Origin of the sequence: Halosaccharopolyspora lacisalsi (assembly GCF_014137975.1) — a bacterium.
Lineage (GTDB): Bacteria > Actinomycetota > Actinomycetes > Mycobacteriales > Pseudonocardiaceae > Halosaccharopolyspora > Halosaccharopolyspora lacisalsi.
Genome location: NZ_JACGWZ010000007.1, coordinates 132875 through 145312 on the forward strand (window position 1 = coordinate 132875; position 12438 = coordinate 145312).

At 68.3% G+C, this 12438-nt stretch carries 20 protein-coding genes; 17 read left to right on the top strand and 3 right to left on the bottom strand.

Annotated features, from left to right (window positions below; translation table 11 throughout):
- The first annotated feature begins 101 nt into the window (after window positions 1–101).
- A complete protein-coding gene (locus FHX42_RS21575) occupies window positions 102–434 on the top strand; it encodes an ArsR/SmtB family transcription factor (RefSeq protein WP_182546277.1) in 333 nt (110 codons plus the stop codon).
- Between the two features lie 147 nt (window positions 435–581).
- On the opposite strand, the gene FHX42_RS21580 is transcribed toward FHX42_RS21575, so the two are convergent.
- Together FHX42_RS21580 and FHX42_RS21585 are read right to left on the bottom strand one after the other, a co-directional pair.
- Window positions 582–1058: an NUDIX hydrolase gene (locus FHX42_RS21580; protein WP_182546278.1), complete on the bottom strand. Its 477-nt coding sequence runs from the start codon at window positions 1056–1058 to the stop codon at window positions 582–584.
- A 10-nt stretch (window positions 1059–1068) separates the two neighbouring features.
- Entirely contained in the window at window positions 1069–1770 is a 702-nt protein-coding gene (locus tag FHX42_RS21585; protein WP_235987720.1) for an XRE family transcriptional regulator, read from the bottom strand.
- Between the two features lie 223 nt (window positions 1771–1993).
- Here FHX42_RS21585 and FHX42_RS21590 point away from each other — a divergent pair, with 223 nt between their 5' ends.
- A complete protein-coding gene (locus FHX42_RS21590; protein WP_182546279.1) occupies window positions 1994–2206 on the top strand; it encodes a hypothetical protein in 213 nt (70 codons plus the stop codon).
- Window positions 2207–2217: 11 nt separating this feature from the next.
- Here the strand turns inward: FHX42_RS21590 and FHX42_RS21595 are convergent, their stop codons facing one another.
- A complete protein-coding gene (locus FHX42_RS21595; protein ID WP_220480694.1) occupies window positions 2218–2565 on the bottom strand; it encodes a helix-turn-helix domain-containing protein in 348 nt (115 codons plus the stop codon).
- 151 nt (window positions 2566–2716) lie between these two features.
- Between FHX42_RS21595 and FHX42_RS21600 the strand changes: the two genes are divergently transcribed.
- The 15 genes from FHX42_RS21600 to FHX42_RS21670 all read left to right on the top strand — a co-directional run bounded on the left by FHX42_RS21600 (window position 2717) and on the right by FHX42_RS21670 (window position 12279).
- Window positions 2717–3025, top strand: coding sequence for a hypothetical protein (locus FHX42_RS21600; RefSeq protein ID WP_182546280.1), 309 nt, complete (start codon window positions 2717–2719; stop codon window positions 3023–3025).
- Complete coding sequence (locus FHX42_RS21605) at window positions 3022–3333, top strand: WhiB family transcriptional regulator (protein ID WP_328796609.1); 312 nt, start codon at window positions 3022–3024, stop codon at window positions 3331–3333. The genes FHX42_RS21600 and FHX42_RS21605 overlap by 4 nt, the downstream gene beginning before the upstream one ends.
- Window positions 3333–4178 carry a M50 family metallopeptidase gene (locus tag FHX42_RS21610; protein WP_182546281.1) on the top strand — a complete coding sequence of 282 codons (846 nt, stop codon included), beginning with the start codon at window positions 3333–3335 and terminating at the stop codon, window positions 4176–4178. The genes FHX42_RS21605 and FHX42_RS21610 overlap by 1 nt, the downstream gene beginning before the upstream one ends.
- 31 nt (window positions 4179–4209) lie before the next feature.
- Window positions 4210–4392 carry a hypothetical protein gene (locus FHX42_RS21615; protein ID WP_182546282.1) on the top strand — a complete coding sequence of 61 codons (183 nt, stop codon included), beginning with the start codon at window positions 4210–4212 and terminating at the stop codon, window positions 4390–4392.
- 74 nt (window positions 4393–4466) lie between these two features.
- Window positions 4467–4652 (top strand): hypothetical protein, encoded by a 186-nt coding sequence (locus FHX42_RS21620; RefSeq protein ID WP_182546283.1) that lies wholly within the window; start codon window positions 4467–4469, stop codon window positions 4650–4652.
- A gap of 29 nt (window positions 4653–4681) precedes the next feature.
- Complete coding sequence (locus FHX42_RS21625) at window positions 4682–4843, top strand: hypothetical protein (protein ID WP_182546284.1); 162 nt, start codon at window positions 4682–4684, stop codon at window positions 4841–4843.
- 86 nt (window positions 4844–4929) lie between these two features.
- On the top strand, window positions 4930–5172 hold the full coding sequence (locus FHX42_RS21630; RefSeq protein ID WP_182546285.1) for a hypothetical protein: 243 nt from the start codon (window positions 4930–4932) through the stop codon (window positions 5170–5172).
- Window positions 5169–5381 carry a hypothetical protein gene (locus tag FHX42_RS21635; RefSeq protein WP_182546286.1) on the top strand — a complete coding sequence of 71 codons (213 nt, stop codon included), beginning with the start codon at window positions 5169–5171 and terminating at the stop codon, window positions 5379–5381. The genes FHX42_RS21630 and FHX42_RS21635 overlap by 4 nt, the downstream gene beginning before the upstream one ends.
- Window positions 5381–6478, top strand: coding sequence for a hypothetical protein (locus FHX42_RS21640; protein ID WP_182546287.1), 1098 nt, complete (start codon window positions 5381–5383; stop codon window positions 6476–6478). Before FHX42_RS21635 ends, FHX42_RS21640 begins: the two co-directional genes overlap by 1 nt.
- Window positions 6475–6903: a hypothetical protein gene (locus FHX42_RS21645; protein ID WP_182546288.1), complete on the top strand. Its 429-nt coding sequence runs from the start codon at window positions 6475–6477 to the stop codon at window positions 6901–6903. The genes FHX42_RS21640 and FHX42_RS21645 overlap by 4 nt, the downstream gene beginning before the upstream one ends.
- Window positions 6896–9115 (top strand): zonular occludens toxin domain-containing protein, encoded by a 2220-nt coding sequence (locus FHX42_RS21650; protein ID WP_182546289.1) that lies wholly within the window; start codon window positions 6896–6898, stop codon window positions 9113–9115. Before FHX42_RS21645 ends, FHX42_RS21650 begins: the two co-directional genes overlap by 8 nt.
- Before the next feature lie 209 nt (window positions 9116–9324).
- Entirely contained in the window at window positions 9325–9510 is a 186-nt protein-coding gene (locus tag FHX42_RS21655) for a hypothetical protein (RefSeq protein ID WP_182546290.1), read from the top strand.
- A gap of 31 nt (window positions 9511–9541) precedes the next feature.
- The gene (gene ssb / locus FHX42_RS21660) at window positions 9542–9994 is read left to right on the top strand and encodes a single-stranded DNA-binding protein (protein WP_182546291.1); all 453 of its coding nucleotides are present in this window, start codon (window positions 9542–9544) and stop codon (window positions 9992–9994) included.
- A gap of 105 nt (window positions 9995–10099) precedes the next feature.
- On the top strand, window positions 10100–11056 hold the full coding sequence (locus FHX42_RS21665; protein ID WP_182546292.1) for a bifunctional DNA primase/polymerase: 957 nt from the start codon (window positions 10100–10102) through the stop codon (window positions 11054–11056).
- Window positions 11053–12279 carry a DUF3631 domain-containing protein gene (locus FHX42_RS21670; protein ID WP_182546293.1) on the top strand — a complete coding sequence of 409 codons (1227 nt, stop codon included), beginning with the start codon at window positions 11053–11055 and terminating at the stop codon, window positions 12277–12279. The genes FHX42_RS21665 and FHX42_RS21670 overlap by 4 nt, the downstream gene beginning before the upstream one ends.
- The last annotated feature ends 159 nt before the right edge of the window (window positions 12280–12438 follow it).

Below are 12438 nucleotides of genomic sequence, written 5' to 3' on the forward strand. Positions count from 1 at the left end.
CGGCAAGACACGGCGACTGCGCGCCAGGCCTTGTACGATTAATATCGTACTAACCGAGCAACGATGGACCACTTGTACGAATTCCGTCGTATAATGTGGGCATGGTCACCACTCGACACCAGCGCAGCACTCAGAAGATGCTGCCCTGTTCCGCTCTGGGCGAGGTCCGGGTGGACCAGGTGCTGCGCGCGCTCGGCGAACCGGTCCGGTTGGAGATCGTCCGCGCGTTGGCCCGGGCGGAGCAGCCGATGAACTGCGGGGCCTTCGGGCTCACCGTGTCCAAATCGACCTCAACGCATCACTTCAAAGTACTGCGCGAAAGCGGCATCATCGCCCAGTACGACGAGGGCACTGCACGCTATAGCGAACTGCGCACCACCGAGCTGGAACAGCGCTTCCCCGGCCTGCTGACTGCCGTCCTCACAGCCGAGTAGAGATGTCGGTGATGAAACCCCAACCGGACACGTGGCGCCGCAGCGTTCAATCGATCGTGGCCTTGACCTGCGGCGTCTCAGTAACCCCGTACGGTGAAATTCTCAGTGGCCGGGGGCTAACCGTACGGACCGGATAAGCAGAGAGCGTCAACCGAGGTAAGGCCGAGTTCTCGATCCGTCGAGCGCGTGGTCGATGCGGAGACGCATCGACGAGTGGATGTTGAGCTTGTCAAGGTCCGCTGGGGAAACCCAGCGGGCCGCTTTCGTCTCGCTGCCGTCCTGCCGAGGCTGGCCATCGACCCAGCGAGCAGCGAAGCACAGTGAGAACTGCTGCCGGACTTCGCCGTCGTCGTAGGCCATGACGTGACGCGGATCGGTGTACGTGCCGACGAGGCCGGTCACCTCGACCGTCAGGCCAGTCTCCTCCCGCACCTCACGAACCACGGTGTCGGTGATGCTTTCGCCAGCGTCGTGGCCGCCGCCGGGCAGTGCCCAGAGATCGTTGTCGGTCTTGTGGATGAGCAGGATCTCTCCCGCTGCGTTGCGCACGGCCGCTGTCACGGATGGCACCACCGAGTTCGCCGCCGGAGCGTTCGGGGCGTCGAAGTAGTCCACGCGCGCCACAGCAGACCTCCTAAGCAGGTTCGGGTGTGGACTCCTCCACTACCCGTTCGAAGGATTTCATGTAGTGCTGCCACATCAAACCACCGGACAGCCGGCGAAGATGCATCACCGGGTTCTGTCCGGCCAGCGCACCGAACGCATGGCCGTTCACGAGTAGCTGGTCATCGAATCGGTAGAGCGAGTTGTAGAGGATCGTTCCGTGCGTGTACACCTCGACTCCCGGTATCCCTGCCACCTCGCTGAGATAGCGGCGCATCATCTGGATACGCCCCTCAAGGCCGCCGGTCGTGCCCTCCTCCATCGCTCTCTGGATGACCGCAGTCGAGTTCTCGTCACCGACGACGAAGCGGAACCGCACTCCCTGGTCGACCTTCCGCTTCACGATCGGAAGGATGTTGTGCTGCTCGACGAGGAACTGACCGGAGAACACGAGCACGTCCATCTGCTCCTGAACTCCGGCGATCAGCTCGTTCCAAAGTGAGAACGGCACTGCCGAACGGGTCGAATACAGCTGGACGAGTTCGGTCTCACTGGTAGCGCTCGTGTGCAGGTCGTTGGCCAGATCCGGCCACAGGTGCACCTCGTCGACGCTGAGCAGCTTGGACACTGCCTTACGGGTACGCCGGTGCGGCTTCCGGCCGTCGTGGGTGATCCATCGCTCCGCGGTCTTGCGGTCGACACCCGTGTGTTCGGAAACGTCCTCGATCGTCATCCCCGCAGCGGTCAAAGCTGCACGTAAGCGCTCATTTGGCACTTCCTGACTCCCCTCAGAGGACGTTTCCTGAACATTTTGGGACGTTACCGATGATCTGAGACGTCTACAAGATCCCTTGAAAGGCCGTGGGAGCGTCCCGCCAACCGGAGTGAACTTGGTGGGGCCATGCAAGACGGAACAGCCGCTACGGCGTTCGTACTGGATCCCCGAGGAGGCAACCATGGCCAAGCAACAGCAGCCCTTCCCGATGATGCCGACCGGCGGTGGGGGCGGAGTCCTGCCAAAGGTCCTGCGTTGGCTGGTGGGGATCGCTCTTGTGGTGCTCGTGGTGAAGTTCCCCGCCGACGCGGCGAGCTGGGTGCGTGCTGCGTGGGGAACGGGCGAGGGCGCCATCGAGGGCCTCGTCACCTTCTTCCGGGCGGTGGGCGCGTGATCGCTGCCGTGTCAGGGGCGCTCTTCCTCAAGAGCGGCAACCCGCGCTCGAAGTTCGCTGAGCTCCCCGCGAAGCTCGCGGAGCTCCCCACGGAGGGAGTTCGCATCGGTCCTCTCAGGCTCGTTCCCTTCCAATACGTGGGCGAGGTGGTCGGCAGGCCACCGCAAGCCCTGCGAGACCGCGGCAAGCAGTCGGGAGCTCCGCCGCTTGGGTGCGTAGTTGTGCTGAAGCTGCCGCAGGGTGGCGGGGCTGACGCCGGAGCGCTCGGCGAGCTCCCGCTGGGTCAGCTCCAGTTCCTCCATTCGGGTGTTAATGGCCGCCGCAACGGCGTCCCAGTCCTTGCCCACTACCGCCTCCATTAGCCGCTTCTACCAGCGCAAATCGTAGCGCTCGGCGGGGTCGCCCGTCTGCGCAACGTCCCCCATCTCCAAGAAATTTCGGCACGACCGCTTCAAATCGCGCTACTAGTGTCGCTATTGTTAGCTCATCAAGCAGTCGTAAGGAGACGAGATGCACGACCAGAGGTTCGGCTTCCCCGCACGGGTTTTCCCGATCGCGAGTGAGGTGAGCGCCGACGTGGCGGAGCCACTGCTGGAGGAGCGGCTGGCTCTGCGCTCCGACGAGGAGGGCCTCGAGCACGAGCTGGAGCTCATCGACGCCGAGTGCGCCGTGCTGCGGGCCGAGGAAGCGGGCGTGACCGACGCCGTAGCGATGCGCCGACTGGAGCGTGCCCGCGCCGCCGACCGCAACGAGCTGGCCGCACGGCAGTGGCAGCGCACCGACCACGACGACTTCCAGGCCGAGGAGGCGATCGCGTGAGTACCGCACAGCAGCGTTTGCACAGGGAAGACACATTGTTCCAGCTGTTGAACCGCTTGCCGGGTGAGGACTTCGGCCAGCAACCGGCGTGCGCGTCCGACGAGGTGGATCCGGAGTTGTTCTTCCCGGTCTCGGACCAAGCGCAGCAGCAGATCGCGGCAGCCAAGCGGGTGTGCGCCTCGTGCCCGGTGCGGCAGGCGTGCTTGCAGTTCGCGCTGCACTCCGATGTGGAGGGCCTCTGGGGCGCGACCACTCAGCAGGAGCGCAAGCGGCTGCGCCGCGAGGATTCCGTGGCGGTGGCGGCGTGATGATCGGGCCGAGCCTGACTGAGCATGACATCGCCGCTCGCAGTGACGCCTTCGAGCACGCTCGGGTGTGTGTCCACGAAGCCGGGCACGCGGTCTACGCGTTGGCCCGGGGCTGGGACGTCGACGCGATTGTCATCTCGCGGGACGAGCAGGGCCACCACCAGGGCGACACCACCGTGAGCTGCGTGGGACGGCCCTCGCCCCACCACCGCACGCTGCAGGCCCTGGCCGGTCCCGCCGCTGAGTACCAGTGGCTGCTGAGTCTCGGTGTGGCACGCCAGGACGCCGAACGGTATGTGGCCGCACTCAGCCCCGCCGACGAGAGCGGAGTTCTCGAGCACCTCCACCGGGCACGCGTCCGCGACCGCGCACACGCCTGGCACAAGGCACTGAGCTGGATCGATCGCCACTGGTCCCACGTGCTCCAGTACGCCGACCTGGTCACCGGTACCTGCGACGGCGACACGGCCGAGTCCGCACCACCGGCCCCGACCGAGCAACCCCCACAACCCACCGCAACCACTCCCGCACCACCACGACCGACGGCGATGCCGCCGAGTCCGACCACCACCACAGGAGGAACCGTGTCCAGCATCGAAGAACTGCGTAGCGAACTGGTGCAGCTCGTGGACGGCAACCGCGAGCTGATTTCCCAGCTGTGGCGCATCAACGAGGAGATGGATACCAACACCGCCCGACTGGCCCAGCTTGCGCAGGGCACGTCCAGCCCCGACTTGGACCAGGCCCACGCGGCCATGGGCGGCATCCCCACCGCGATCGCCGACGTGATCACCAGGTTGGGCGAGGCGACTCACGGCGCCGAGGAGTACGCCACCCGCCTGTGACCCACCCGCGACCAGCAGGAAGGAAGCCGTCATGGGCATGTTCAGCAAGAAGTCTCAGCCGCCGCAGCCGAAACAACCGAAGGTGCCCTACATGGGCTGGACCGGCAAAGGCGACCCGAACTGCTCGCACACCCACTACGACAAGGGCCGCAATCACTACGGCGAGTGGCACTGCCTGTGCGCCGACTGCGGCAAGGAGTGGACCGAGTACTGACTCCGCGCTCGCCCTTAGTTCCCACCACTGGTGAACACCGAAAAAGCTGGAACACCGCAGAGAGGAGAGCACTCATGACGCAGTTGACCACCGCCGACGTGGCCTACCTCGGCGAGCACCTCGACGAGATCAAGCAGGCTCTGGCCGACAACCGCCCCACCGCCGCCTTCGACAGGCTGCGCCAGTTGTCCAGCCCGGCCGCGGCCGAGGAGTTCCTCGCCATGACCGCCGAGTCCATCGTCACCGGACAGGCCGCCTGACCAGCACCGCCCAGGAAGGATCGATCGCCATGAGCAAGAACAGCCGTAAGCAGGCCATCGCCGACCACAAGGACGCCAAGGAGGAGCTCGAGCGAGTCAGCAAGCGTGACCGCTACGAGTCCGACGACTACCTGGACGCCAACCGCAAGGTCGTCGAAACCGAGAAGCACGTCCCCTGGTGGCGCCGCTGAGGCCGCCCCGGCCCGGCAGTCCTTCCGCCAAGAACGCCTGCCGGGCCGGGCCCTCCATCCACCTACACCGAAGTGGAGAGACCTCCATGCTAGAGAAGATCACTTGTGTTGTCGCTCGCTGCGACGACTGCGGCACCGAGTTCTGCGACGACAACGGTTCCATCGCGCACTTCGCCCCCCGACCCCTCATCGGGGCCGTGGTGGCTTGGGCCCACAGGGCCGGATGGCGCGCCGACACCGACGGCCTCGACAGCCTCCTCGGCCTGCACTGCCCCGCCTGCGCCGGTGCCGACGAGCAGCACCGCACCCACCCGGAGGTGACGTCATGACGGGAGTGATGACGGCCCTCTCCGGCTACGAGCCGTGGGCGCTGGTGCGGCTGGCCGCACTGGTGGGGCTGGGGTTGGTGCTGGCGCTGGCCACGCTGCCGCTGCTGGTGCTCGGACTGCTGGGGGTGCGCTCGCTGGCAGCGATCCAGCGGGCGGCGACCCGGATCACGCCGGCGGTGCCGGCCGGACGCGCGGGAGGTGTGCAGTGATGCGTAACGGCTACACGATTACCGACGCGGGCCTGTTGGTCCGACCCGAGGACGCCGCCGGCGAGACGTATCTTCCGGCCAACCACGAGCTGGCCACGCTGCCGATCGCGCCCGTCGACAACTCCGGCGAGTCCGGTGAGTCCGCCGCTGCGGTGACCGCGCCGGCGGGTGTTGAGGTCAGCAACCAGGGCAAACAGTCCACGACGGCGAGATCGGCAACGGGGCCGTTGCAGCGGTTGGTCACCCGCCGGCGGCGGGGCCGTTCCGAGACCGAGGCCGAGCGGGCCGGCATCGCCAGTCCGGCCGAGCACCGACTGTCAGCACGGATCCGCACCGCCGGGCGGTTGGAGACGCTGAAAACCGACCCGGACGCGCAGGCCCACAGCAACCGACGCTCGCGGGCGCTGCTGCTGGGTCTGTCCGGGTCCGGGATCGGGCTGGGTGTGGCCATCTCGGCGGCGACCGCACAGAGCACCATCACCAGCTTCATGGGCTGGGCCGCCGGCTCGTTCGCCTCCCTGGCGGCCTACGGCGCCGATCCGGCCCTCGGGTTGGTGCTGTTCGCCGTCCTCGGGTTGCGGGCGCTGGCCTCCACTCGGGGGGTGGTGTTGCCGCCGACCACGGCCACGGCCTTCACCCGGATCGAGTTCGGACTGTTTGCCCTGGTTGCCGTGCTCAACATTGGTCCCAGCGTCGGGCATCTGGTCGCCGCTGTCGTGCAGCTGCAGTGGGCCGCGGTGGGCCCGGCGGCGATGGTGCTGGTCATTCACGCGCTGGGGCCGGTGCTGGTCGCCTCCGGCGTGTACGGCGTACCGCACATGCTGACCGTCTTCGACCGCATCCGCACCGCCACCACCAGCGGCGGCGGTGCGCCCGTTGGGGCCGGCAACCAGCAACGACGTGACCGCTACGCGGCGGTGCCGGCCAAGTGGCACGCCGACCTCGACACCGTGTTGGTCGCCATCGAGGACGGCCAACTGCCCTGCGATCCCTCCGGAACTCAGATCCACGCCTGGGTCGGTGGGGACGCGGGCAAGAAGAAACCCCTGCGGGAGGCCGTGGCTGGCTACCGCCCCCAGCAGGAGATGACGGCATGAGCCAGCAGCACAACGAACGGGCCGGCGGTTGCGACTGCCACATCCCACCGCCGGCCCGGCACTCCCGAGAAATCCAGGAGGTGAACATCATGACCGACCAGCACCGAGACGTGGGGACACGGTCGGAGTCGACGGCCCGCGCCGTGGCCAGCTGGATCGCTTGGCACGCCGGGGAGCTGGCCGCGGTCGGTATCCCGGCGGTCGCCGCGCTGACGTTGTCGGCATGGCTGTGGGGCCTGGTGGCCCTGGCCGGCGGTGTGTGGGCCGCCCACGAGATCCGGCAGGTTCGCCAGCAGCGCGCCCTGGTCGCCGAACTGCGTCCGGCCGTGTCGGGCCGGACCACCGGCCAGGAAAACGGCGAGACCACCGAAGAGGCCGCCGAGACCGAGCAGGACGTCATCGAGGGGCAGGTGCGTCATGGCTGAGCTCCACGAGACCGACGAGGAGGCGGTGTTGGCACCGGTGCACTACCTGCACGGCCAGCGGTCCGGCGAGGAAGCCACGGCTGAGTCCGACTCCGAGGTCCTCGAAGGTGAGGTGGTCTCCGAGGAGGAGTACCGGCAGCGAACCAGTCAGAAAGCCCAGGCGTTGCAGCGCTATGCCGGTTACCGCGACACGGCGGTGACGGTGGCCCGCACCACCCGGACGGTGGCGGTTCACCGGCACACCCGCACCGCGCTGCGGCACGTGCTGTACGTGCCGGCCGGGGCGGCGGTAGTCGGCAAGCGTCTGCGGGAGGCCCACAGCACGTCCCGCTACGAGCGGGTGATGCGCTCGGCCGAGGCCGCCGGCGACTTCGAGCAGCTGGCCGAGTGGGAGTCCCGAGCCGAGCAGGCCAAGCAACGTCGCCACCAGCGGATCATGGACTGGATCAAGTCACCGATGCAGCTGGTCAAGGCCCTGGCCGTGGCCGCGGGTTCGCTGGCCGGGCTGCTGGTGAGCATGGGCATCCTGCTGGCCCTGGCGAACAAGAACGCCGCCGCGTTCCTGGACCCGTTCCAAGGGCTGCTTGCCCTGGTGCGCTGGACCAGTGTGGTCGTCACCGTCGCGTGGGGACCGCTGGTGCTGGCTGTCCCGTGGGGCCTGGTGCTGTGGCTGTGGCACGAGGGCCGGCAGCGCGGCACCGCGCCGCAGTGGGTCCAGCCGGCCTCGGCGGCGGAGCCGACCGGTCGGGACGCGGTGCCGGATGAGAACGCCATCCTGCAGGCGCTGCGCCACCTCGACCTGCCGTCGATGAACCGCGCGCTCAAGGACGGGTGGAGCCCGCGGTGGGTGATGCCGACTCAGCGCGACGGGCGCGGGTGGCGCACCCAGGTGCAGCTGCCGCAGCGCGTGCCCGTGTCCAAGATCAACGAAAAGAAGACCGTGCTCGCCCACAACCTGGTGCGCAAGCCCCGCGAGGTGTGGCCGACCGAACCCCGCGGCCAGGCCGGCGTGCTGGATCTGTGGGTCGCCGACCAAGGAGTCCTGGAGGGGCCGATGGATCCGCATCCGCTCAAGGAGGAGGGCACGACCGACTACTTCACCGGAGTGCCGGTCGGAGTCGACGCCCGCGGCGAGCCCGTCACCGGCAAGCTCATGGGCTGCAACTACATCGCCGGCGGCACGATGGGCTCCGGCAAGACCTCGCTGGCGATCAACATCGCCGCCGGGGCGATCCTGGACCCGCTGGTCGACGTCGACGTCCACGTCATGGCCTTCAACGCCGACTTCGACCCGCTCAAGCCCGCGCTGCGCGAACTGGTCAAAGGCGACGAGGAGGAGCAGATCGAGGCCGCCGTCGACAAGCTGCGTCAGCTGCGCCAACTGGTCACCGACCGCGGCAAGCTGCTCGACGAACTCGGCGGTGAGGAAACCAAGCTCACCCGCGACATGGTGAAAAAGCGCCCGGACATGCGACCCCGAGTGGTCATCATCGATGAGTGCCAGGAGCTGTTCGAGCACGACACCTACGGCGAGGAAGCGGTCAAACTCGCCGAGAAGGTCGCCAAGAAGGCCCGCAAGACCGGCATCACCCTGCTGTGGGCCACCCCCTCGCCTTCGGCGGCCTCCCTGCCGCGGGACCTGGCCAAGACCGCCAGCCACCGGGTGTGCTTCGCCATCGGTGACCACCAGGGCAACGACGCGGTGTTGGGCACCGGCAAGCACTCGGCCGGCATCACCGCCACCGACCTGGTCGCCGGTGAAGACGTCGGCACCGCCATGGCCGACGGGTTCCGCCGCGAACCGGGCCTGCTGCGCTGCTACCACCTGCGCAAGGACAAAAACACCGACGAACTCACCCCCGTCGTCCAGCGCGCCACCGCCGCCCGCCAGCAGGCCGGCATCACCACCAGCACCACCGAGGCCGGCGACCAGCGCCACGAACTGGAGTATCTGACCGAAGCGCTGGCCGGCGAGGACCGGCCGCTGCGCACCACCGTGCTGGAACGGCTGCGCGAACTGCACCCGACCTACCGATCCTGGTCCAGCCAGGACCTGGCCGCGATGCTGCGCCGCTACGACCTGCACCGGGCCAAGTCGAACGGCCAGGGAGTGATCCGTAAGACCGCCGTCGAGGCCGCCCTGGAATCGCTCCACGAGGACGACAGCGACGACGAGACCGCGCCCGACTTGGACGAGCCCGAGGACTCCTAGCTCGGGGATACGGCCGGGGACGCAACCGGGGACGTTTCCCAACCCGGGGAAATCTCCCTACCGGCCTCCCCGGTCCACACCCCCGCGTGAGCTGCACACATCCCCATCGGGGATGCGGGGAAACCGCCCCACCACACCCGCCCGCACCCCCGTGCGAGCGACTTCGGCGGCCCCGCCTGTCTGCATCCCCATCACCCCAGGAGACCGCCATGGGTCTGTTCGATCCCGAGCCCGCCCCCGTCAAGCACAAGATCTACCGGCGCTCGTGGTGGGACGGCAGCGTCACCGCGTGGTGCGGCAACCGCGCCCCCGCCGGGGCCTACCGCGAGACCTGGCTGACCGGGGGCACCACCTGCCCGGCCTGCATCCAGGCCAAGAAGCAACACCGCAAGTAACCCATCCCTCCACAGGAAGAGAGGACACGTCATGTCGGGACTGCCCGAGGTCACCATCGCCGGAACCCTGGTCGCCGACCCGGAGATCAAGTACCTGGACTCCGGGGCCTGTGTCGCCAACTTCACCATCGCGGCCAACGACCGCCGATTCGACCGCGACCGCGGCGAATGGGTCGACGCTTCGGCCACGTTCCTGCGCTGCCAGATCTGGCGCCAAGCCGCCGAGCACGTCGTCGAATCGCTGGGCAAGGGCCAACGTGTCCTGGCCGTCGGCGCGCTCAAACAGCGCTCCTACGAGACCGCCGAGGGCGAGAAGCGCACCGCCTTCGAGCTCAACGTCACCGAGCTCGGCCCGAGCCTGAAGTTCGCCACGGCCACCGTCCGCAAGGCCGCCCGCTCCAACAACAGCGGTGACGCCGACCCGCGGGGATCGGCCCCGCCCGCCGGCACCAGCGCCAAGGCCGCCGACGAACCCCCGTTCTGATCCCTGCTCATCCCGGGCGGCCCGGCCAGACCACAGCCGCCAAGCACGTGCCTGGCCGGGCTCGCCCCTCGCTCTCGCTCACACAACCCGAGGAGGAGAGACCTCATGAGTACCACGACCGGACACCTCACCAGTTGGGCATTGGACGCCGCCGAGCACGGCTGGCCCGTCTTCCCACTCCGGTCGGGAACGAAGGTTCCAGCACTGCACCGTCGCGACCGATGCCCGCGCACCGGAGCATGTTCCAGCCGTCACGCCGGGTGGGAACAGCGCGCCACCACCGACCCGCAGACCATCCGGCGCTGCTGGTCCTGCGGGGCCTACAACATCGGACTGGCCACCGGCCCCGCCGGACTCGTCGTCATCGACTGCGACGTGCCCAAGCCCGGTGAATCCGCCCCCGACGGCTGGAACATGTTGGGGATTTCCTGCGGGCTCGACGTGCTGACCCACCTCGCCCAGCGTGCCCGGGCCACCGTTCCCGATACCTACACCGTGACCACACCCTCCGGTGGCACGCACCTGTACTACCGCGCCCCGCGCGGCACCGAGCTGCGCAACACCCAGGGCGCCGACGGTGGACTCGGGTGGCTGATCGACACCCGCGCCCACGGCGGCTACGTCGTCGCGCCCGGCTCGGTCGTGCCACCCAGCGGCTACGAACTCCACGACGACCGCGACCCGGTCGACCTGCCCGGCTGGTTGGTCCAGGCCCTCACGCCCAAGCCACGAGAGACCAACTCAGCGCCGCGTGAAATCTCGTCTGCGCACCGCTCGCGCTACCTCCAGTCCGCCCTCGACCGCGAGACCGAGCGAGTCACAGCGGCCCTGCCCGGTGCCCGCAACAAGTCCCTGTTCATCGCCTCCTGCGCCCTCGGCCAACTCGTCGCCGGAGAAGCCCTGACCGAACACGACGCACGCGCCGCCCTCGAACACGCCAGCCAGCCCCACCTCGATGCCAACGCCTACAGCCCCACCCAACGCGACGCCACCATCCGCTCCGGCCTCACTGCCGGGGCCTCCCACCCGCGCAGCCTCAACCACGAAAGCCAGGCCGCATGAGTACCGACGATCAGGAAGCAACCGTCAACCAGGGCGAGGCTCTGCTCGACGCCTTGCACGCTGCTTTGAAGCGCTACGTCGCCTTGCCCAGTCCGGAAGCCGTCGACGCGGTCGTGCTGTGGATCGCAGCCAGCCATGCCCAGCCCGCATTGGCACACGCCCCGCGGCTGGTGATCCGAGCACCGCAAAAGCGGTGCGGCAAGTCCCGCCTTCTCGACGTCATCGAAGCGACCTGCCACGACCCGTTCCTGACGGTCAACTCCTCGCCCTCGGCCGTGTACCGATCGATCACCGACGACCCGCCGACCATGCTCGTCGACGAAGCCGACACCATCTTCGGCGCGAAAGCCGACGGCAACGAGGACCTGCGCGGGCTGCTCAACGCAGGGCACCAGCGCAATCGGCCCGCCAAGCGCTACGACGCCGCCAACCAGCGCGTGGAATCCATCCCCACCTTCGCCATGGCCGCCCTGGCCGGTATCGGGGTCATGCCCGACACCATCGAAGACCGCGCCGTGATCGTGCGAATGCGCCGTCGAGCCCCCGGTGAAACCGTCTCGCCGTACCGGCACCGACGTGACCGCCCCGCCCTGCAAGACCTGTCCGAACAACTCACCACCTGGCTGCGCGGCGACCTTGAAGCGCTGGAACAGGCCGAGCCCGTCATGCCACTCGAGGACCGGGCCGCCGACACATGGGAGCCCCTCATCGCTGTCGCCGATCGCGCCGGAGGTACCTGGTCCGACCGAGCCCGCACCGCCGCACAGGTCCTCATCGCCGAGGCCGACGACAACGACCAGGACTCCGTCAGCGTTCGACTGCTCACCGACTGCCGCACGATCTTCGCCGACCACCCAGCCCTGACCACCGGGTACCTGCTGAACCAGCTCAACTCCGACCCCGAAGCCCCCTGGAGCGACTACGCGCAAGGCGGACTCACCGCCGCCAAGCTCGCCACGTTGCTCCGTGACTACGACATCCGATCCGGAAACGTCCGCTTCCCCGACGGCAGCCAAGCCAAGGGTTACCGCCGCGCCGACTTCCTCGACGCCTGGACCCGCTACTGCCCCACCCCCGATCAGCAAGGGGCGGGGGAGCCGTCCCAGGCGTCCCAAACGTCCCACCCCAGCGCACAGCGGGACGGCCAACCCCACCGGGACAGCTCAAGCCGTCCCACCCTGACCAGCATCTCCACTCACGACCACGCGGAAGGTGCCGCATGACCGACACCAACACGATCGCAGCGCAGAACAACTGAGAACCACTCAGACAACGACCCGAGCTCACCTGCAGCAGCCCACTCAATCCGCTGGGACGGCCCGAGCCGTCCCACTGCTCCAGCCGTCCCAGCCAGACCAGCAACGGGACGACTGGGACGGCTG

Excerpts from the sequence above, each read along its gene's own strand:
- FHX42_RS21645 (WP_182546288.1), top strand. The coding sequence starts at position 6,475 with ATGAGCCAGCAGCACAACGAACGGGCCGGCGGTTGCGACTGCCACATC.
- FHX42_RS21615 (WP_182546282.1), top strand. The coding sequence starts at position 4,210 with ATGGGCATGTTCAGCAAGAAGTCTCAGCCGCCGCAGCCGAAACAACCG.
- FHX42_RS21575 (WP_182546277.1), top strand. The coding sequence starts at position 102 with ATGGTCACCACTCGACACCAGCGCAGCACTCAGAAGATGCTGCCCTGT.
- FHX42_RS21620 (WP_182546283.1), top strand. The coding sequence starts at position 4,467 with ATGACGCAGTTGACCACCGCCGACGTGGCCTACCTCGGCGAGCACCTC.
- FHX42_RS21635 (WP_182546286.1), top strand. The coding sequence starts at position 5,169 with ATGACGGGAGTGATGACGGCCCTCTCCGGCTACGAGCCGTGGGCGCTG.
- FHX42_RS21625 (WP_182546284.1), top strand. The coding sequence starts at position 4,682 with ATGAGCAAGAACAGCCGTAAGCAGGCCATCGCCGACCACAAGGACGCC.
- FHX42_RS21610 (WP_182546281.1), top strand. The coding sequence starts at position 3,333 with ATGATCGGGCCGAGCCTGACTGAGCATGACATCGCCGCTCGCAGTGAC.
- FHX42_RS21630 (WP_182546285.1), top strand. The coding sequence starts at position 4,930 with ATGCTAGAGAAGATCACTTGTGTTGTCGCTCGCTGCGACGACTGCGGC.
- ssb (WP_182546291.1), top strand. The coding sequence starts at position 9,542 with ATGTCGGGACTGCCCGAGGTCACCATCGCCGGAACCCTGGTCGCCGAC.
- FHX42_RS21595 (WP_220480694.1), bottom strand. The coding sequence starts at position 2,565 with ATGGAGGCGGTAGTGGGCAAGGACTGGGACGCCGTTGCGGCGGCCATT.
- FHX42_RS21590 (WP_182546279.1), top strand. The coding sequence starts at position 1,994 with ATGGCCAAGCAACAGCAGCCCTTCCCGATGATGCCGACCGGCGGTGGG.
- FHX42_RS21655 (WP_182546290.1), top strand. The coding sequence starts at position 9,325 with ATGGGTCTGTTCGATCCCGAGCCCGCCCCCGTCAAGCACAAGATCTAC.
- FHX42_RS21650 (WP_182546289.1), top strand. The coding sequence starts at position 6,896 with ATGGCTGAGCTCCACGAGACCGACGAGGAGGCGGTGTTGGCACCGGTG.
- FHX42_RS21585 (WP_235987720.1), bottom strand. The coding sequence starts at position 1,770 with ATGACGATCGAGGACGTTTCCGAACACACGGGTGTCGACCGCAAGACC.
- FHX42_RS21600 (WP_182546280.1), top strand. The coding sequence starts at position 2,717 with ATGCACGACCAGAGGTTCGGCTTCCCCGCACGGGTTTTCCCGATCGCG.
- FHX42_RS21670 (WP_182546293.1), top strand. The coding sequence starts at position 11,053 with ATGAGTACCGACGATCAGGAAGCAACCGTCAACCAGGGCGAGGCTCTG.
- FHX42_RS21665 (WP_182546292.1), top strand. The coding sequence starts at position 10,100 with ATGAGTACCACGACCGGACACCTCACCAGTTGGGCATTGGACGCCGCC.
- FHX42_RS21640 (WP_182546287.1), top strand. The coding sequence starts at position 5,381 with ATGCGTAACGGCTACACGATTACCGACGCGGGCCTGTTGGTCCGACCC.